This window comes from Williamsia sp. 1138, from assembly GCF_002095435.2.
Classification (GTDB): Bacteria; Actinomycetota; Actinomycetes; order Mycobacteriales; family Mycobacteriaceae; genus Williamsia.
Map to the genome: position 1 here is coordinate 265,171 of NZ_MJEJ02000053.1, position 19,726 is coordinate 284,896.

The 19,726-nt window shown below is 65.9% G+C and carries 12 protein-coding genes; 8 read left to right on the forward strand and 4 right to left on the reverse strand.

The window, feature by feature from the left end; genetic code table 11:
- Nucleotides 1-14: 14 nt before the first annotated feature.
- From BH683_RS26190 to BH683_RS26200, 3 genes are all read left to right on the forward strand, one after another.
- Nucleotides 15-5,939: a non-ribosomal peptide synthetase gene (locus BH683_RS26190; protein WP_084839204.1), complete on the forward strand. Its 5,925-nt coding sequence runs from the start codon at nt 15-17 to the stop codon at nt 5,937-5,939.
- On the forward strand, nt 5,936-10,549 hold the full coding sequence (locus tag BH683_RS26195; RefSeq protein WP_084839205.1) for a non-ribosomal peptide synthetase: 4,614 nt from the start codon (nt 5,936-5,938) through the stop codon (nt 10,547-10,549). Before BH683_RS26190 ends, BH683_RS26195 begins: the two co-directional genes overlap by 4 nt.
- A 132-nt stretch (nt 10,550-10,681) precedes the next feature.
- Nucleotides 10,682-11,593 carry a hypothetical protein gene (locus tag BH683_RS26200; protein ID WP_084839206.1) on the forward strand — a complete coding sequence of 304 codons (912 nt, stop codon included), beginning with the start codon at nt 10,682-10,684 and terminating at the stop codon, nt 11,591-11,593.
- 90 nt (nt 11,594-11,683) lie between these two features.
- Here BH683_RS26200 and BH683_RS26205 read toward each other — a convergent pair whose 3' ends face one another.
- Genes BH683_RS26205 through BH683_RS26215 form a run of 3 tightly spaced genes read right to left on the reverse strand, consistent with a single transcriptional unit; the run spans nt 11,684 to nt 14,741 of the window.
- Nucleotides 11,684-13,057, reverse strand: coding sequence for a SagB family peptide dehydrogenase (locus BH683_RS26205; protein WP_246833600.1), 1,374 nt, complete (start codon nt 13,055-13,057; stop codon nt 11,684-11,686).
- Nucleotides 13,054-14,028, reverse strand: a complete 975-nt coding sequence (locus BH683_RS26210) for an ABC transporter substrate-binding protein (protein WP_084839276.1) — start codon at nt 14,026-14,028, stop codon at nt 13,054-13,056. Before BH683_RS26210 ends, BH683_RS26205 begins: the two co-directional genes overlap by 4 nt.
- A gap of 17 nt (nt 14,029-14,045) precedes the next feature.
- Nucleotides 14,046-14,741 (reverse strand): siderophore-interacting protein, encoded by a 696-nt coding sequence (locus BH683_RS26215; RefSeq protein WP_084839207.1) that lies wholly within the window; start codon nt 14,739-14,741, stop codon nt 14,046-14,048.
- Nucleotides 14,742-14,841: 100 nt separating this feature from the next.
- Between BH683_RS26215 and BH683_RS26220 the strand changes: the two genes are divergently transcribed.
- From BH683_RS26220 to BH683_RS26230, 3 genes are all read left to right on the forward strand, one after another.
- Complete coding sequence (locus BH683_RS26220) at nt 14,842-15,036, forward strand: hypothetical protein (protein WP_084839208.1); 195 nt, start codon at nt 14,842-14,844, stop codon at nt 15,034-15,036.
- A gap of 164 nt (nt 15,037-15,200) precedes the next feature.
- Nucleotides 15,201-16,955, forward strand: coding sequence for an MFS transporter (locus BH683_RS26225; protein ID WP_084839209.1), 1,755 nt, complete (start codon nt 15,201-15,203; stop codon nt 16,953-16,955).
- Complete coding sequence (locus BH683_RS26230; RefSeq protein WP_084839210.1) at nt 16,955-17,395, forward strand: MarR family transcriptional regulator; 441 nt, start codon at nt 16,955-16,957, stop codon at nt 17,393-17,395. Before BH683_RS26225 ends, BH683_RS26230 begins: the two co-directional genes overlap by 1 nt.
- A gap of 16 nt (nt 17,396-17,411) precedes the next feature.
- On the opposite strand, the gene BH683_RS26235 is transcribed toward BH683_RS26230, so the two are convergent.
- Nucleotides 17,412-18,215: an exodeoxyribonuclease III gene (locus BH683_RS26235; protein ID WP_084839211.1), complete on the reverse strand. Its 804-nt coding sequence runs from the start codon at nt 18,213-18,215 to the stop codon at nt 17,412-17,414.
- 117 nt (nt 18,216-18,332) lie between these two features.
- Between BH683_RS26235 and BH683_RS29190 the strand changes: the two genes are divergently transcribed.
- On the forward strand, nt 18,333-18,467 hold the full coding sequence (locus BH683_RS29190) for a hypothetical protein (RefSeq protein ID WP_272874215.1): 135 nt from the start codon (nt 18,333-18,335) through the stop codon (nt 18,465-18,467).
- 1 nt (nt 18,468) lies between these two features.
- Nucleotides 18,469-19,647 (forward strand): N(5)-(carboxyethyl)ornithine synthase, encoded by a 1,179-nt coding sequence (locus tag BH683_RS26240; RefSeq protein ID WP_084839212.1) that lies wholly within the window; start codon nt 18,469-18,471, stop codon nt 19,645-19,647.
- Nucleotides 19,648-19,726 lie beyond the last annotated feature (79 nt).

Consider the following 19,726-nt stretch of genomic DNA (forward strand, 5'->3'; position numbering starts at 1 on the left):
GTGAAGGCCGTCAGATGCCAGAAGATGTGATTGCGCGCCGAAAAGAACTGCTACGCAGGCGGTTGCGTGAACGCGGACTGAGCGCGGATGAGTCCGCGCCGGTGCCGGTCCGGGTGCCGGGCGAACGCTCTCCGTTGTCTCCCGGCCAGCAGCGGCTGTGGTTCGTCCAGCACCGCGATCCCGCCGATACCACCCTCAATGTCTGTGTGGCATACCGCCTCACGGGTGCGCTGGACCCGGACAGGCTGCGCGCGGCGGTGAGTGCGGTCGTCGACCGACACGAGATCCTGCGCACCTCCTACGGCGTCGACGACTCGGGAAGCCCCTATCAGGTCGCCGCTGCGCACGTGGACGTGCCGTGGAGCGAACACGATGTGTCCGACCTTCCCGAGCAGGGCAGGGCCCGCCGCCTCGAGGTGCTCGCGCGACGACAGTTCTCCCGCTCATTCGACCTGAGCTCTGACCCGCTCCTCCGGATCAGCCTGGTGCGCACAGATGTCGACGAGTGGGCGCTCATCCTCGTGGTGCATCACATCTGCTGGGACGACGATTCCTGGGAGGTGTTCTTCGGTGAGGTGAATGCCGCCTACAACGCCGGACCGGTGCCGCAGGGCCTGGCTGCCCAGTTCGTGGACGTAGCGGTACTCGGTCCGCGCCAGGGCGGAGTCGAAGACACGCAGGGCATCGACTACTGGCGCTCGAAGTTGCGGCCACCGCCGGAGTGGCTCGAACTCCCGGCCGAGAATCAGGGTCCCGCAGCGAAGACCGCAGGGCACGGAAGGCGCGCCATCCCGTCCGAGGTGATCGACGCCGTCGCCCGTCATGCGAGAGAGCAATCGAGCACGCCGTTCGCGGTGCTGCTGGCGGCGTTCAGCGCCTTGATCAACCGATACACCGGCAGCGACGACTTCCTCGTCGCCGTACCCGTCGTGGATCGCTCGGCGCCTGCGCAGTCGCTGATCGGTTACTTCGGCAACAGCCTGCTGTTGCGGTCGAGTGTGGATCCGGACTCGACCTTCGCCGATCTGGTCGCCGCCACCCGTGACGAGGCACTCGGCGGGTTCGCGCACCAGCACATCGGGGTCGATCGCGTGGTCCGGGAGATCAACCCCGACCGTGTCGGCGGCGGCGACGGCCTCGAACAAATTGTGCGCTTGAGCTTTTCCACCCGCAAGAGTGCGGTCGGTTTCGCGCTCGACAACGTGCGTGCTGAGCAACTGGAGCTGAGCAGTTCGGTGACCCAACTGCCGCTGGGGCTGACAGTGGTGCTGGGCGACGACCACGCGTATGTGGAGGCGGAATATTTCGCCGACGTACTCGACGGACGGATCGTCGACCGGATGCTCGCCGGTTACGTGGACCTGCTCCGCGGCGCCCTGGCCGAGCCGGACCGGCAGCTCGCGCAGCTGGACGTTCTCGGTACCGAACGGGCCGAGGTGATCGAACGATCGCTGGGCGAGCAGGTCCCTGCGGCTGCGACGACGTTGGCCGCGATGTTCGAGGCCAGGGTCGCCGCGCATCCGGACCATCCGGCGCTCACCGACGACCACGTCGTGCTGACCTATCGTGACCTCAACGTTCGCGCGAACCGACTGGCGCACTGGTTGATCGGTGAGCACCGCATCGGTCCCGAAGACATCGTCGCCCTCGAGATCGCGGCCTCGGTGGAGTTCGTCGTCGCCGCAACGGCGGTCCTCAAGGCAGGTGCGGCCTACCTGCCGATCGATCCGTCCTACCCGGGTGACCGCATCGACTTCATGATCGAGGATGCGGAGCCCAAACTCATACTGGGCGCGGCAGAACTCGCAGCAGCAGAGCGCGCCGCGAGCGTCCTCTCGATCACCGATCCGGTGGACGCGGACAGGGTGACGCCCCTGCTGCCGCAGTCGCTCGCGTACGTCATCTACACGTCGGGGTCGACCGGTAGGCCGAAGGGCGTCTCCGTGCCGCACCTGGCCATCGCAGACCACCTGGCAGGCTTTCATGCTCAGTTCGGGATGACCGCGGACGACCGGCTCGTGCAGACGTCGTCGGTGAGTTTCGATGCGTCGTTGTTCGAGGTCTTCTGCACCCTGACCCTCGGCGCCACCCTGGTTGTTCCGAAACCGGATGCTCTGCAGGACATTCCGTACATGGCTGATCTGCTGGTGCGCCAGCGGGTGACGGTCATGCACATGGTCCCGTCGATGCTGAGCATGTTCCTGCTGCTGCCGGGTGTCAACGAGTGGACCACATTGCGGCAGATCCCGGTCGGCGGAGAGGCATTGCCCGGAGAGGTCGCGGACAAGTTCGGGACGGTGTTCGACGCGCAACTGCGCAACAACTACGGTCCCACCGAAGCCGTGGTGGCCGCGACGCATTACCCGGTCGACGGACCGCAGGGTGTGCGGGTGGTCCCCATCGGGGTGCCCAACCGCAACGTGGCGGTCTACCTGCTCGATCGGACCCTGCAACTCGTCCCGGCCGGCGTCGTCGGTGAGATCTATATCGGCGGTGACCAACTCGCGCGCAGCTACCACGGCCGTCCGGCGCTGACCGCGGAACGGTTCGTCGCCGATCCGTTTCGACCCGGTGGCAGGCTGTACCGCACAGGAGATCTCGCCCGGCACAACGTCGACGGCGACATCGAGTTCGTCGGCCGAGCGGACGAGCAGGTCAAGATTCGCGGATTCCGGATCGAACTCGGTGAGGTCGAGGCCGCGTTGTCGACCCACCCGGCGGTCGCCCGCGCACTCGTGATCGTCACCGGGGATCCCAACGTGGGACCCGCGCTGGCCGGCTACCTCGTGGGGGAGCGGGGCGCGGAAGTGGACATCGACTCGGTGCGAGAACACGCAACCGCGGTCCTGCCGGACTACATGGTGCCCAGCGCATTCGCCGTGATCGATGAGGTGCCGCTGACCGCGCACGGCAAACTCGACAGGGACGCGCTCCCGGACCCGGCCGGCGCGGCCCCGCGAGTCTTCCGGGCGCCGGCAACGGCCACCGAGATCCGGGTTGCGGCGCTGTTCACGCAGCTGTTCGGCCGCGACAGCATCGGTGCCGACGATTCGTTCTTCGAACTCGGTGGGCACTCGCTGCTCGCCGCCCGCCTGGTGACGCAGATCCGTACCGAGTTCGGGGTGGACATCGACGTACGCGCGCCCTTCGACACCCCCACGGTCGCCGGTCTGGCCTCCTGGCTCGTCGCACAGGTACAGGAGGAGTTCGGTATCGACCTCGATGCCGACGACGACTACGACGACTACGAATCAACGGGCGGCGCAACGACACCGCAACGACCACCATTGGTGAAGCGAGAACGCCCCGAACGTGTTCCCCTGTCCTACTCGCAGCTCGCGATGTGGTTCGCGCGGCGTTTCGAGGGCCCGAGTGCGATGGGGAACATCCCCATGGCCGTGCGGATCGACGGTCCGTTGGACGCCGCTGCGCTCGCTGCCGCCGTGGGCGATGTGGTGGCGCACCACGAGGCCCTGCGCACCACGTTCCCCGAACACCAGGGCATTCCGTATCAACTGATCGGTCCGATCGGCTCCGTGCCGCTACCGATCACGGTGCTCGGCGGTGAGTCGATCGCGGAATCAGAGATGTTGCTGACCGCGCAGCTCGAGGCCATCGCGCACTACAACTTCGCAGTCGAATCCGAACCACTGCTCCGAGCGCACCTCTTCGTGCTCGGTCACGACGTCCACGTGTTGTCGATCCTGGTGCACCACATGGTCATCGATCACTGGTCGTTCGGTGTGCTGCTGGCAGATCTCGGTACCGCCTACCGGCATCGACTCGCGCATGGGGCCGGGCCGGCCTGGCCGCAGCACCCGATCGAGTACGCCGACTACGCATTGTGGCAGCGTGACCTGTTCGATGGAGACGCAGCGCAGCGGAGCTCGACCATTGGCACCGATGGATCGTCGGTCGAGGTGGGTGCAGGGCAGATCGACTACTGGCGAACGACCTTGGCGGGGGCACCCGACGAGATCACCGTGGCAGCAGATCACCCCCGGCCGCCGGTCCTCGGCAAAACGGGTGAAGTGGTGTCGTTCACGGTGCCGGTGGAACTGCGTACCCGCGTACGGGAGATGGCCGACACGATCGGCGTCAGCGAGTTCATGGTGCTGCAGTCGGCGGTCGCCACCTTGCTGCACAAGCTCGGTGGCGGCGACGACATCGCGATCGGTACGCCCATCGCCGGCCGGACCGACGAGGTGACCACGGACCTCGTGGGACTCTTCGCGAACATGGTCGTGTTGCGCAACATCCTCGGTGGTGAGCTCACGCTCCGCGAGGTCCTGCTGCGGGGGCGCGACGTCGCCCTCGGTGCCTACAGCAATCAGGATGTGCCCATCGAGCGCCTGGTCGAAGCGCTCAACCCGCGGCGCTCCCGTTCCCGCAACCCGCTGTTCCAGGTCATGATGCACTTCCGGGATGAGTACAGTGCCCCGGACAGTCAGGCCTTCAACGAATCCGGTGCCACGACGCTCTCGTTGTTGCCGGTCGAGTTCGAGACCTCGTTCCTGGATCTGAACATCATCTTCGCCTCGCGTACCGATGGTGAACTCGCTGCACGGCTGGTCGCCGCCGACGACCTGTACACCCGCGAAGGTGCGGAACTGATCGCCGACCGGTTGGTGCGTGTGCTGGCCGCATTCGCCGACGACGTCGATCAGCCGGTCCGGCGCGTGGATGTACAGTCGCCGGCCGAACGGGAGCGGGTGCTCGGCACCTTCAGTCGCGGCGCAGACGTCGCGGCGGGTGCGCTTGGTGCGCGACTGGGCGCTGCGGGACTGCAGAATCCGGATTCGGTTGCCGTCGTCCGTGGTTCGGACTCCTTGACCTACGGGGAACTGCGATCCGGTGACGCCGCCGGATTCGCTGATGTCCGAGAGGCGTTCATGCGCGCGGCCGGAGGCGGCGGGCGCGACTCCGCCGGCTTGCCGGAGGCAGGCGACGGGTCTGTGGGCGTGCGCCTGATCGCGACGCCGCCGGCGTCGCCTGCGGGCACGTCCGAACTGCTCGCCGGGCTTGCCCGGTCGGCCACAGTGGTTCTGGCAACAGATTCCGAGCGCGATGATCCGGCTGCGCTGGCACGACTCATCGCTCGGCATTCGGTCGAGCGAGTCGTCGCGGAACCGAAGGTGTTGGCACTCCTCGCCCATTCCGGTACCTCCGTGATGCCGTCGGTACGCAGTTGGGTGGCGTCATCACCGGACGGCCCGGCTTCCCTGGCCGAGGTGCTCTCGGCACTGTCAGCGGGATCGACCAGTCATTACTACTATGCGCCTGCAGATTTCGAATCTGTTGCCGTGGTGGGACAGATGGGTGGGAGGCGTTCGGGACGTCCTGCGCCTGGGACGTCGGTGTTGATCCTCGACCAGTCGATGATGCCGGCACCGATCGGTGTCTTCGGCGACGTGTACCTGGCGGGAGCGCAGACAGCAGTCGGCGAGTGGGTGTCGAATCCCTACTCATCCGGTTCCCGGTTGCTGCGTAGCGGTGATCGGGCCAAGTGGGACCACGACGGCGGCCTGATATTCGAGATCACCGCCGCCGACGTGGCGGTCGTCGGTGTCGGAAGCGGCGGAGAAGCTCCCCAGACCGCCACTGAAAAGGCACTTTCCGACCTGTTGGGGGAACTTCTCGAGATCGACGACGTGGGCCGCGACGACAACTTCTTCGCGCTCGGCGGCGACAGCGTGATCTCGATCCAGATGGCCGGGCGTGCGGCGGCCGACGGCCTCCCACTGACCCCGCAGATGATCTTCGATCATCACTCGATCGCCGAACTCGCGGCTGCCGTGGACGATGCGCTCGCCAACCCGCCGGTCGAGGTGGAGACCCCCGCGGAGACGGTGGCCCGCACCCATGCGCCGATGAGCACATCAGGACTCAGCGATGACGCGCTGGCTGCTCTCACGGCCACCTGGAAACCCGGGTCATGACCGGAGGCGTGGTCGATCGGTCGGCGCCGCCTGCCATCGAGGATGTGCTCGCGCTCAGCCCTTTGCAGGAAGGGCTGTTCTCGCTGTCGAAGATCGCAGGCGACGACCTGGACCTGTACTCGATGCAGTTCATCGTCGAGATCAACGGTCCGGTGGATGTGGCGTTGCTACGCCGCAGCGTCGAGGCGATCTTCGAGCGGCATCCGAACCTGCGGGTGTCGTTCTACGACCGCGACATCCCCACCCCCGTGCAGATCGTGCCGAGTTGGGTGGACGTCCCATGGTCTGAGCGAGACGCCGACCCCGCCGAATTCGATGCGATCGCAGAGTCGGAGCGGCGCAGGAATTTCGATCTCTCGTCGGGTCCGGCTCTGCGGGTCGTGCTGGTCAAGTTCACCGGTGGACGCAGGCGGTTGCTGATCACGGCGCATCACATCTTGATGGACGGCTGGGCTGTCGCGATCTTTTTCCAAGAGCTGCTCGCGGTGTACGAGGCCGGCGGCGAATCCACGTCGTTGCCGGCTCCGCGGCCGTACCGGGACTACATCGGCTGGCTCGCTGCGCAGGACTCGGTGGCGGCGACCGAGGCGTGGGCGACGTACCTCCGCCGGTTGAGTGCTCCTCTGATGCTTGCCGAAGGGGCGGTGACACCGGCCGATGCGGTACCGAGACGCACTCGTGTACAACTGGATCCGGACGACACCGCTCGGCTGACCACCTGGGCGCGCACCAACGGGATCACCATCAACACCGCGGTACAGTTTGCCTGGGCAGTGGTGCTGGGCCGTCTCACCGACCGCCGCGATGTGGTCTTCGGGACCACGATCTCGGGTCGCCCGGATTCGTTGCCCGGTGCCGAGACGATGATCGGGTTGTTCATCAACACCGTGCCGTCGGTCGTCGACATCGACCCGGCCGGAACTGTTCTCGGCCTGTGTCGAGGTCTGCAACGCGAGTCGGCGACCATGCGTGAGCTCGGCTTCCTCAGTCTGTCCGCAGTGCAGCGGGCAGGCGGCCGGGGCAGCCTCTTCGACACCCTGTTCGTGTTCGAGAACGCCCCGATCGGGGCGGTGACCGAACCCATCAGCACCGGCGACGGCGCCCGATTCCTGCCGGTGGCCATGGAAAGCCTCGCCCACTACCCGCTCACCATTGCCGCATACCTGCTCGGTGAGCACCTCGTGGTGATGACGGAGGCCATCGACGGCGCGTTGCCCCACCTGCCACCGGACGAGATAGCGGAACGAATCCTACTGGTGCTCCGGCAATTACCGGACGCGGCGAACTCCGGTCCCGATCACCTGGAGGTCCGGCTGGCGGACGAGGTCATCGCCGACGAACCTCCGGCGTCGGCAACGGATGCGGTCCCCAGCGGCACCATCGCGGACATCTTCGCCCGCCAGGTGGCTGCGACACCCGAGGCGCCGGCGTTGACCAGCACGCACCGCGACTACACCTATGCCGAGTTGCACGACGACGTCATGCGGCTGGCCAATGAGATGGCGGACCGCGGTGCCGGCCCGGAGTCGGTGGTGGCGGTGGCCCTCGACAGGTCTGCCGATTCGATCGTGGCGATCTTCGCGGCGCTGTCCGCCGGCGTCGCCTACGTGCCGATCGATGTGTCGCTCCCCGAATCCCGGATCGGTTCGATTCTGCGACAATCGAATCCGAGACTCATCATCAGCTCCGCCGCACACGTCGAGCTGCTCGAGGCGGCCGGTGCGGGCCGCAGTCAGTGCCTGGTCCTGGACGACCCGGCGACGTCTGCGGCTCTCGGTGTGCAGTCGACATCACGTCCGGACCTCGCCGCGACGTCCGACCTTGCCGCATATCTCATCTTCACATCCGGCTCGACGGGTGAGCCGAAGGGTGTCATCGGTACGCATGGCGCCCTCGCAAGCTATTTCGCAGACCACCGCGATCATGTCTACGCACCGGCCACGGCAAGACTCGGCCGCAGACTCCGGATCGCCCATGCCTGGTCTCTGAGTTTCGATGCGTCGTGGCAGCCGATGATCGGATTGCTCGACGGGCACTGCGTGCACCTGTTCGACGGTTCGCAGATGCGTGATGCGCAGCAGCTGGTGTCCGGGCTCATCGACCACCGGATAGACATGATCGACACGTCGCCGTCGATGTTCGGCCAACTCGCTGCCGCAGGCATCGTCGGTGAGCCGCAGGCGGGAACCGAGCGGACGACGGGTTCCGACAGCTCGAGTGGTACGCAGTTGTCGGTGCTCGCGCTCGGTGGAGAAGCCATCAGTCAGGCTCTGTGGCAACAACTGCAGGACGTCGAGGGTGTCGACGTCTACAACTGTTACGGCCCCACAGAGGCGACCGTGGAGGCACTGGTCGCCCCGATCAACAGCTCCGACGTCCCGACGGTCGGTACGCCGGCCGATCGGATGACCGCCCACGTCCTCGACTCCCGGTTGCGTCCGGTGCCGCGGGGTGTCGTCGGCGAGCTGTACCTCGCCGGGGCCCAGGTCACCAGAGGCTATGTGGGACAACCGGGAGTGACCGCGGGCCGCTACGTCGCCGACCCCTATGCGCGCGGCGGCCGCATGTACCGGACCGGGGACCTGGTGCGACGGCTCCCGGACGGAAACCTCACGTTCCTGGGACGTGCCGACAGCCAGGTGAAGATCCGCGGATTCCGGATCGAGATCGGTGAGATCGAGACGGCCATGCGGCAACTGCCCGGAGTCGATACCGCGGCGGTGGTGGTCGTGCGGCGTCCGACGGGTGCGACCCTGGTGGGGTTCGTGGTCGGAGTGGACCTGCCCGCTGCGCAGGTACGCGCGGCACTGGCCGACAAGCTGCCGACCCATATGCTGCCCGCCCGGGTGCTGACCGTGCCTGTGCTACCGATGACGTCCAACGGCAAATTGGACGAGACGGTGCTGATCGAACTGGCGCGGGAGGCTCTGGCCGGCTCGTCGGGACCGCAAGCGCAACCGGCCACGGATACGGAACGTCTGCTGTGCACGGTGTTCGGTGAGCTGGTGGACGGTCCGGCTCCTGGTGTCGACGAAGACTTCTTCGACCTCGGTATGGACAGCATCGTGGCGATGTCGCTGGTCAACTTGTTGCGGCGGAGCGACATTCAGGTGAATCCGCGTCTCGTGCTGGCCAATCCGTCGGTGCGGACGCTGGCTGCCGCGATCGACAGCGGGGAGTCGGTCGGAGCCGACGACGAAGGCGAACAGGGCGGCCCGGGTGAGGTCGTCTCGTTGCCCGTGGTTCGCTGGATGTACGACTTCGGGCGGTTCCGGCGCTTCACGCAGACGACCCTCATCGCCCTGCCGAAGGGGTTGTCCGGCGCCGAGCTCGAAGCGACACTCCAGGCGATCCTGGATTCGCACGCGATGCTGCGATCGCAGTTGCAGGACAACGAGAATGGATATCAGCTGATCACCCGGAGTGTCGGGTCGGTACGTGCGTCCGACGTCCTGGTCACGGTGTCGGTCGGTGATGATCTCGGGGCGGGCGTCCAGCGTGAGGCACCGATTGCCATGGACCGCGTCGATCCGGTGACCGGGAACATGGTCGCCGCTGTGCGGTTGGTGCAAGACTCTCCCGACGAGGGGGATGTGCTCCTTCTCGCGATTCACCACCTCGCCACCGATGCGGTGTCGTGGCATGTGCTGTTCGGAGACCTTGCCGAGTGCGGTCGACAGGTGGCCTCGGGGATCACGCCGACGCTGGGGCCGGAGTACACCTCGTACCGGCGGTTCTCGCACCTGCTGGCTGAGCGAAGTGGCACGGCGGATGTTCTCGGACAACGTTCGTACTGGGCCGCACAGGTGGCCGGGCAGGATCCGACCATCGGTGCGCGACCGGTCGATCCGGACAACGACACCTGGACGTCGTTGCGCACCACGGATGCGCACACCTCCGTGGAGCAGACGGCGTCGGTTCTCGCGAATCTCGGCGGACCGATCGGTATGCGAGAGTTCTTGCTCGCGGCACTCACCCTGACGATCAACACCTGGCGCACCGTCACCGGTCAGGACAAGTCGGCGGGCGCCCTCATCGCCTTGGAAGGTCATGGGCGCGAGGACGAGACCGTCGGTGCGGGTGTCGACACGTCGCAGACAGTGGGTTGGTTCACCAGTGTCTTCCCGGTTCGCCTCGGCGCCGGAGCCGATGCCGTCGATCTCGACGCCGCGGCCGAACGGCCGGATGCGGTGCGCGCTCTTGTCGATTCGGTGGCCGAGCACGTCGGCTCCATCCCCAACCGAGGACTCGACTACGGTCTGTTGCGGCATTTCGAGCGCGTGCCGGAACTGGTGGCGTCGGCCGACCCGCAGGTGGAGTTCAACTATCTCGGCCGGTTCGACCTCAGTGCGGCCGGTGCATCCGACACCCCCGAGCCATGGTCACCGATCACCGATCTCGAACTCAACAGCCGGCTTCCGACCGCGCCGGAGCCCGACCTGCCGCTGCGCTACGCGCTGGACGTGGTGTCGGTCGTACGCGGCACACCCGAAGGGCCGCAACTCGTCACGAGCTGGCGGTGGAGTGAGGCGCTCATGGTCGAGGCGGACGCCGACCGGCTGGCCGAGATCTGGCAGCACGCGGTGTCGGCCGTGGCCGCAGCGCTCTAGCTCTTCGCTGAAATCGGAGGAGCTGGTTCTTCCTCCGGCTTCGGCTACTTCCTCCGTCCGCAACGGGAGGACCTGAGTGGAGTCGGAGGAGATATCACGTCCTCCGACTTCGGGATCGGTCATACTCAACCCATGGTTTACGGCGTTCTGGCAGCACTTTTCGCGTGTATCGCATATGGCACGTCATCGGTGCTGCAGGCCTACGGTGCCCGCAAGTCCAAAGACGACGCCCTCTCGCGCGGGGAGACCGCAGGCCTGGAAACCGCGACGGGTGGGCCGACGATGCGCTCGACGCTGGCTGCGGTCCTCACCACGGCCTTCATCGCCGGAACATGCCTCGACGTCGTCGGATTCGCGGGCAACGCCGTGGGCTCGCGCCTGGCGCCGCTGTTCTTGTCGCAGACCATCGTCAGCGCGTATCTGGTGGTCACGGCGATCCTCGGGATCTTCGTCCTCGGCATCAAGTTGCTGCCACGCGACTGGATCGCCATCGGCGCGGTGGTCGCAGCCCTGTGCGCGATCGGGCTGTCCGCCGATCAGGACGGTCATGGACACGACGGCACCTGGTTCCACTGGGGTGTGCTCATCGCGGCGGTCGTGTTGTTCGCGACCTCGTCGGCACTTGTCCGGTGGCTCGGATCCCGCGTCGCCATCGCCGCCGGACTGTGCGCCGGAGCGATGTTCGGTGTGGTCGCGGTGTCTGTGCGGATCCTGCACGGCATCTCGGACTTCGACCTGGTCGAGATCATCAGCGACCCTGCGGCCTACGCGATCGCGCTTGCCGGAGTCGGTGGCTACTACCTCAACACCGTCGCCCTGCAACTCGGTTCGGTGAACTCGGCGACGGCCGCGGTCGTGGTCGGTGAGACCGTCATCCCGTCGGTCATCGGCATCATCTGGCTCGGCGACGACGCGGTACCCGGCCGAACCTGGCTGGCCGTGCTGGGTTTTGTCGTCGCGGTGGCCGGTGCGATGGTCATCGCCTGGTCGGGGGCCGCGCAGGCGGCCAACGAGGCAGAAGCCGGTGCAGACGCGAAGACCTGATATCGGCTGCGTCCACCCACCCGTTTTCGGGCCGGCCCGTTGGAGTTTCCGGTGGGTGACGCTGAAACGGGTGGGTGAAAGCAGGCGAGCTCAGGGTTTCGGGGTGCCGAGCACGAGGCTGCCCAGTGCGCATTCGGTGAGTTCGTCCACCCCGGCCAGCTCGGCGAAAGCGGCGGTGTCGCAGTAACCCTGGGCGACGGTGCCCAGTCCCATGTCGGTGGCGACCAAGGACATCGTCTGGGTGAGCACTCCCACGTGTTTGAGCATCACCGCGTAGGGGATCTGCTCGTAGGTCCACATCACCCGCCCGACGCGCGCTGCGAAGACGAAGAGGATCTGCGGTAGCTGCCCGCCGGAGAGGGTGAGTGACGACGGCGTCAGCAACCGGGCGATCGCGGGATTCTCGATGTCGGTCACCGGGCGCAGGACGTGGTCGAACGAGTCGTAGTGGTACATGCCCGGAGTCACTCCCTGGCATTCGCGCACAACGGGATACACCTCGAGTTCATACAGTCCACCGCCAGATGGATAGGGCCGGGAACCGAATTCCTCGTCGCCGATCACCCGCAACTTTCGGTTGCGGTGGGTGCGAAAGAGAAACTCGCCGAGCTGCTCGAGGGTCGGAGCCGACGTGGTGTCGAAGTCGCGGCAGGATGCGCGATCCTCGATGGCGCTGGTGAGGGCGTCGCCGGTGACGCGCAGTTCGTCGAGGTCTGCGTCCTTCAGTGCGACGGCCGGCCCCGGATACGCAGGCTTGCGCGCCGGCAGGGGTGGATACGCACCTGCCGCCCATTTTGTCGGGCCGAACCGTCCCCAATCCTTGGCGCGCACACCGAAGGTGCTGTTGCGGTGAAACCACAACTCGTGTGCGCCCCAGCTACGGGTGGCGAACTCGGACTCCTCGACACCGGCCTGCGCGGTGAAACCCGCCCACGTCAGGTCCCGCGCGAGCTCGGCCATGACGTGGGGCGCGGGCGGATCGGCCTCGGGCAGACCGGCCAGTACCGCCAGCACGCCCGCGTCGTGGATCTCGACGTCGCACCATGACAACGGATGCTCGGCCACGCACCGACCATCGACTCGATGGATCACCGCGAACTTCGAGAGCTGCCCCACCACAGTGCTGTCGGGCGACACCGGCGGCCGGGGCGGGGGAGTGTCGAAGGGCCGCAAGGTGTACAGGTCGCGGCCTGCCCAGCGCACCGTGACCGACAGAAGTCCTCGGCCGACCAGGTCGTCCAGTAGCCGCGTCACCGTGGGATCGGCCCCGGCGCCCGGTAGATCGCCCAGGGCCACCCGTCCCCGGCCCAGTACCTTGAGTGTCTGCACCTGCGCCGGCGTGAGGGCGGTGAGTCGTTCCTTCGCTGGTAGCAGCACCGCAACGCCTCCCGGTGCGGTCATCGCGGACGCCCCCGCACGGAAGGCGTATGCCAACTCGCGGCCGGTCGCGGGTGGAGCCGTCACTTCGCGGCGTTCTCGAATGCCGGGGTCATCTTCTCGAGTACGAACGGAAGCGATAGCGGTGATGGCTGGTTGATGGCGCTGACCTCGGCGACACTGAGTTCGGCGACGGCGTTCTTCTTCACAGACGTGAGAGCCGAGTAGCCGGGCAATGTCTTCATTTTTTCGTTCAGCGCCGGTGAGTTGGCAGCCAGGATCATCATGTCCGACTGTAGTTCTGGCACGTTCTCGGTGGAGATCGGGAACCGCGGCTGTCCGTCGCGCTCGAAGATCTTCTGCAGTTCTGGTGCCATGGTCATGCCCATCGAGGTGAACACCTCGGCCGCACCGTCGGCGGGATCACCGAACACCTGGATCTGATCGTTGGTGAGGATCCAGGCAAGCGCGAAGCTCTTGCCGGCCAATCCCGGATTGGCTTGTTTGATCCCGTCGATCTTGCTGTTGACGCCATCGATGATCTGCTGCGCCTTCTCGGGCTCCCGGAGCACGGTGCCCATGAAGACGACCATCTCTTCCCACGGGTCCACCTGCTTGCCGGTGATGGAAGGGATTGTGGGGGCCAGCTTGCTCAGCTTGGCGAATGTCTCTGTCTGGTCGCCGAAATCCGTCGAGACGATGAGGTCGGGATCGACGGCCGCGACCTGGCTGGCGACGTCGCGGGAGGGGTCGATGGCCTCCGAGGATTCGAGCCGGTCACCGACCCAGGGCGTCGGGGCCTTGGTCAGCAGTTCGACGTTGTCGAGGTACGCGACAGGGGTGACGCCGAAAGCCAGTGCCACGTCGGTCCATTGGGTGCCGATGGTGACGATGTTCTTGGGGACGCCGTTGATCGTGACCGGGCCCATCGGAGTGTTCACCTGGATGGGTGCCCCGTTGCCGGAGTCCTCCTCCGGTGAACTGCAGGCGGTGACGGTGAGAGTCAGTGCCGCAAAGAGTGCGAGCAGGGCGGTCAGGCGGTTCGAGCGGGCTCGCATGGATTCATCTCTCTTGATCATTTCCAGTAGGCCTGGGACTTGACCGATGTCTTGGGCAATTTGCTCTTGAGCGACTTGGTGATGTCCCTGGTGGTGTAGAACTCGCAGGCCACCCATCCGAACGCGTCGGGGGTGACCGACAGTCGTGCGGCAGTGTCGCGGAGGGCCTGTCCTTTGGTGCCGCGCTCGACCCACTCCACGGTGGTCGCGGACGTCGCTTTCAGAGGCAGGTTCTTGTCCGATTCGTGCTGCCACTCCAGCCACACCCGGGCGGGGACGTCGCCGATCGCGTCGAGCAGGGAGTTGATCGCGGGTACGGCGGCAGGATCACCGAAGATCAGATACTCCGACGGCGCTGGGTCGGGGATCGCGAACTTCGAGCCCATGACAGTGGCGCCGATGGTCTCGCCGACCTCTGCGGCCACTGCCCAATTCGCGGCCGGCCCGTCGTGGAGCGCGAACTCGATGTCGAAGGTGTCGGCGGCTTCGTCTGGGTCGACCAGGGTGTATCCGCGCTGCTGTTGCTTGTCGCCGTTCGGTATCCACAACCGGATCCACTGGGTCGGGTGGCGATCGTGGTGACCGAGCAGACCACCGGCCTTGAAGCTGATCCGGACGTAACTGTCCGTGACCTGCTGCTTGCCGGTCACGGTCAGTTCGTAGTCATCAGCGCCGAGTGCCTTGAGTACCAGCCCTTGTAGTCCCCTGCTCATGACGGTGAGCTTAGCCTAAGCTCTACGGCTCGAGAATCATCGGAGAGGCCTGAGTTAGGGTTCACTCACTCCGAGGGACGCGACATGCTCTAATTGCCCGATGCAGCAGTCGGACGAAGACGATGTCACCCAGGAGATCGCTCCCTGGGAATCGGGCGAACCGCAGGACGAGGACGCCGCGTCCGCCGGCATCAACTCTGCAACGGTGCTGGTCGCCGTCGGTGTATCGGCGATCATCGCCGCCTTTGTCGTCACCATCGGGCTCGTCGTGATCCTCTGGTTGCACACCCACTGACCTCCGGACTTTGCCAGGCCCTCCCGTTGCAGCCGGAGGATGTGGCCACAGTCGGAGGATGTGGCAGATCCTCCGGTAGGTTCTCGCCGGCTTGCGTGAGCAGTGCCTGGGCCGTAATTTAGTTGTAGTCGTACAACTAACCACCAGTGCCCGGGGGCGCCTTCATGACGGCAGACATCACCACAGGTCGGATGAGCAGCGAGCACCCCGGCTACAAGTGGGTGGCACTGACCAACACCACGCTCGGGATGTTGCTGGTGACGGTCAACAGTTCGATCGTCATCATCTCTCTGCCTGCCATCTTCCGCGGGATCGGTCTGAACCCCCTCGAACCCGCCAACGTCAGCTATCTGCTCTGGCTGTTGATGGGGTTCCTGCTCGCATCGGCGGTGCTGGTCGTCACCTTCGGCCGCCTCGGCGACATGTACGGCCGCGTCAAGATCTACAACCTCGGGTTCGTCGTCTTCAGTGTCTGTGCGGTGCTGCTGTCCATCGACCCCTTCGTCGGCGACCTCGGAGCCATCTGGCTCATAGCCTTCCGGGTGATCCAGGGTGTGGGCGGTGCGATGCTGATGGCGACCTCGGCAGCCATCGTCACCGATGCATTTCCCTCGCGGCAGCGGGGAATGGCGTTGGGAATCAACATGGTTGCCGCCGTCGCCGGATCGTTCATCGGGCTGATCGTCGGTGGGCTGCTCTCGGAGTGGCACTGGCGCGCGGTCTTCTGGGTGAGCGTTCCGCTGGGTATCGCCGGAACGCTGTGGAGTATCCGGTCGCTGCGTGAGGTGGGAAGCCGCAACGCGGGGAAACTGGACTGGCCGGGCACGATCCTCTTCGGAATCGGACTGACCGTGCTGCTGACCGCCATCACGTACGGCATCCAGCCCTACGGAGAGAAGGCCACCGGATGGACGAGCCCGTGGATACTCGGTGGTGTCGCTGTCGGAGTGCTCCTTCTCGTCGCCTTCTGCGTGGTCGAGACGAGGGTCACCGACCCGATCTTCGACGTCAAGCTGTTCAAGGTCCCGGCCTTCGGCCTGGGCAATCTCGCGGGTTTCATGAACGCGATCGGTCGCGGTGGACTGCAGTTCATGCTGATCATCTGGTTGCAGGGCATCTGGCTCCCGTTGCGCGGCTACGATTTCGAGTCGACACCGTTGTGGTCGGCGATCTACCTGCTGCCCTTGACGGTCGGCTTTCTGGTGAGTGGTCCGGTCGCGGGGTGGTTGTCCGACCGATACGGCGCCCGATGGTTCTCCGCCGGCGGATCGTTGGTCGTGGCGGCGACGTTCATTGCGCTGCTGGAGATCCCGGTCGATTTCGACTACTGGCTGTTCGCCCTGCTCATCTTCCTCAACGGCGTCGGGTCCGGGCTGTTCGCGTCCCCGAACACCGCAGTGATCATGTCGAGTGTCCCGGCCCGGCAGCGCGGGGCCGCATCGGGCGTGCGAGCGACCTTCATGAACTCGGGCAACGCGTTGTCGATCGGTGTCTTCTTCTCTCTGATGGTGGTGGGGCTCGCCCAGCATCTGCCGTCCGCGCTGCGTGACGGGCTGATGACGCACGGCGTCTCGGCCGGGGCCGCCGGCCAGGCCGCGGACCTGCCACCTGTCGGGAGCCTGTTCGCGGCGTTCCTCGGATACAACCCGATCGAAGAACTGCTCGCCGACAGCGGCGAATTGTCCACACCCGCGGTCGACGCCGACACCCTCACCGGCCAGAGCTTCTTCCCGAATCTGATCTCCGAGCCGTTCCACGACGGCCTGGTCGTGGTGTTCGTCGCGGCCGCGGTGATGATGGTGATCGCGGCGGTCGCCTCGGCGGTGGCGCCGGTAACCTATGTGGACGACGACTTGTCGCAGGCGCGGACCGATGAGGACGGCGCCGTCGCGGCTGCGCAACTGACGGGAAAACGGTGATGGATCTGCAGGGTGCTTCGGCCGCTTCGGTGTACCGCGACCTGGCGCGTGTCGTTCGATCGCTGCGGTCGCGGACCGGCCAGAACTCCCAGCCGCTCAGCTCGCTGTCGGCGCTGTGGGTCCTGATCGACGCCGGCCGGCCGATCCGGTTGTCGGAACTCGCCGAACGCGAAAACGTGACAGTGCCGACGATGTCGCGCATCGTGACAGGACTCGAACGGGACGGGCTCATCGCGCGGACCGCGGACCCGGACGACGGCCGGGCCAGTCTCCTGGCGGTGACCGAGGCAGGTGCCGACCTGATCAAGGGCAGCAGGTCCCGCCGGGTGCAAGCACTGGAGACCGCGCTCGAGGGTCTCGACGAGGCCGAACGCGAAGTGCTGGGACGCACCCTGCGCAAAGTGGCCGACGAACTGGCCGAGCGGCCCGAGAACGCCTAGACCCAGCAGCCCAGCTCTACGCCACGTCGATGATGACCGGCGCGTGATCGCTGGCGCCCTTGCCTTTTCGTTCCTGTCGGTCGATCTCGGCGCCGCTGACGCGGGCCGCGAGCGCCGGTGAACACAGGCTGAAGTCGATGCGCATGCCTTCTTTGCGAGGAAAACGCAGCTGCGTGTAGTCCCAGTAGGTGTACACCCCGGGTCCGGGAGTGAAGGGCCGTACGACGTCCGTGAAGCCCACCTCGGTCATCGCGCTGAACGCCGCGCGCTCGGGCTCGGACGTGTGTGTCTTGTCGGCGAACAGGGCCGGATCCCACACGTCGTCGTCGGTGGGAGCGATGTTCCAGTCGCCGCTGAGGACGATCTGCGCGGTGGGGTCGTCGGCGAGCCACTTCGCGGAGGTATCACGCAGTGCAGCAAGCCATTCGAGCTTGTAAGTGTAGTGGGGGTCGGTGAGCGTGCGGCCATTCGGGACATACAGGCTCCAGACCCGCACTCCGCCGCAGGTGGCACCGATCGCGCGGGCCTCGATTGCGGGGTCCGCCTCGGCGTCCTTGCTGAAACCGGGCTGGTTCTCGAAGCTGGACTCGACGTCCTCGAGGCCGACGCGGGATGCGATGGCGACGCCGTTCCATTGGCTGAAACCGACCGTGGCGAGCTCGTAGCCGGCGGCGGCGAACCCCATCTCGGGGAACTGCTCGTTCTTGCACTTGGTTTCCTGCATGGCGAGGACGTCGATGTTTGCCCTCTCGAGCCAATCGACGACCCTCTCGCTACGGGCGCGGATGGAGTTGACGTTCCAGGTGGCGATGCGAAGCATGTCCCCGAGTTTTCCACACGGCCCTGCACCGGTGGGCCGCGCCCGGAGGCGGCAGGTGCCAGGGGCGTACCCTGGGGAGATCGGAACCTATCAGGTTCTCAAATAAGGGATCGCCACATGGCCGACAAGTCGCCACGTCAAGGTATGACCAAGAAATCCGGCAAGTCCCTGAAGGAAAAGCGTGCGATCAAGAAGGGGAAGGCAGACGCCGCCCCGGGCGAGACCATCTTCACCGGCAACAAAAAGCGCTGAATTGCCGAAAGTTGCTGAAATCCCCACCCTTTCGATCGGAATACTGGCTCACTCCGCGAAGGAGAACGAACGGCGCCTGCCCATCCATCCGCGGCACTTCGAGAAGATCAAGCCCGCACTGCGCTCTTTGATCCGCCTCGAGCACGGCTACGGCGAGCATTTCGGCGTCACCGACGACGATCTGCGGCCACTCGTGGCCGGTATCGGCACGCGCGAGGAGCTCATCGCCGAGTGCGACGTGATCCTGCTGCCGAAGGTGCAGGCCGAAGACCTCCTCGAAATGCGCGTGGGCCAGACCATTTGGGGCTGGCCGCACTGCGTTCAGGACACAGAGCTGACCCAGATCGCCATCGACCGGCGCCAGACTCTCATCGCCTTCGAGGCCATGAACCACTGGACCGACGAGGGCGGATTCGCGCTCCACGTGTTCCACAAGAACAATGAGCTCGCCGGATACTGTTCGGTGCTGCACGCCCTCGAGTTGGCAGGCAAGACCGGAGATTACGGCCGCCGGTTGCGGGCCACCGTCATCGGATTCGGTGCCACCGCGCGCGGCGCGGTGACCGCGCTCAACGCACACGGGGTAGACGATGTGCACGTGCTGACGAACCGCGACGTGGCAGCGGTCGGTTCACCCATCCACTCGACGCAGATCGTGCAACTCGAGTACGGCGATCCGCGTGACCCGCACAGCATGTGGGCCGAGACACCGTCGGGGCGACTCCCGGTCGCCGAGTTCCTGGCGGGTAACGACATCATCGTGAACTGCGTTCTGCAGAACACCGATACGCCCCTGACATTCCTCGACGAGACGGACCTGCCGGCGTTCCCAGCGGGAACCCTGATCATCGATGTCTCGTGCGACGAAGGCATGGGCTTCAGCTGGGCCCTGCCGACGACGTTCGAAGAGCCGGCGTTCACCGTGGGCAAGGGTGTGCTCTACTACGCGGTCGATCACAGTCCCTCGTACCTGTGGGACTCGGCGACGTGGGAGATCAGCGAGGCCCTGCTGCCGCATCTGCCGTCGGTTCTGGGCGGTCCGGACCAGTGGGATCAGACGCCGACGATCTTGCGAGCGATCGAGATCCGGGAGGGTGTGGTCCAGAACCCGAGCATCCTGTCGTTCCAGGACCGATCCGTGGAGTTCCCTCACTCGATGGCGGTACCGGCCCCGACCTGACCCACCAACGTTTGCGCCATCCGTCGAGAATTCGGGTGTTTGGCGCGAATACGGGTGGATTGTCGAACAAAAAGTACGA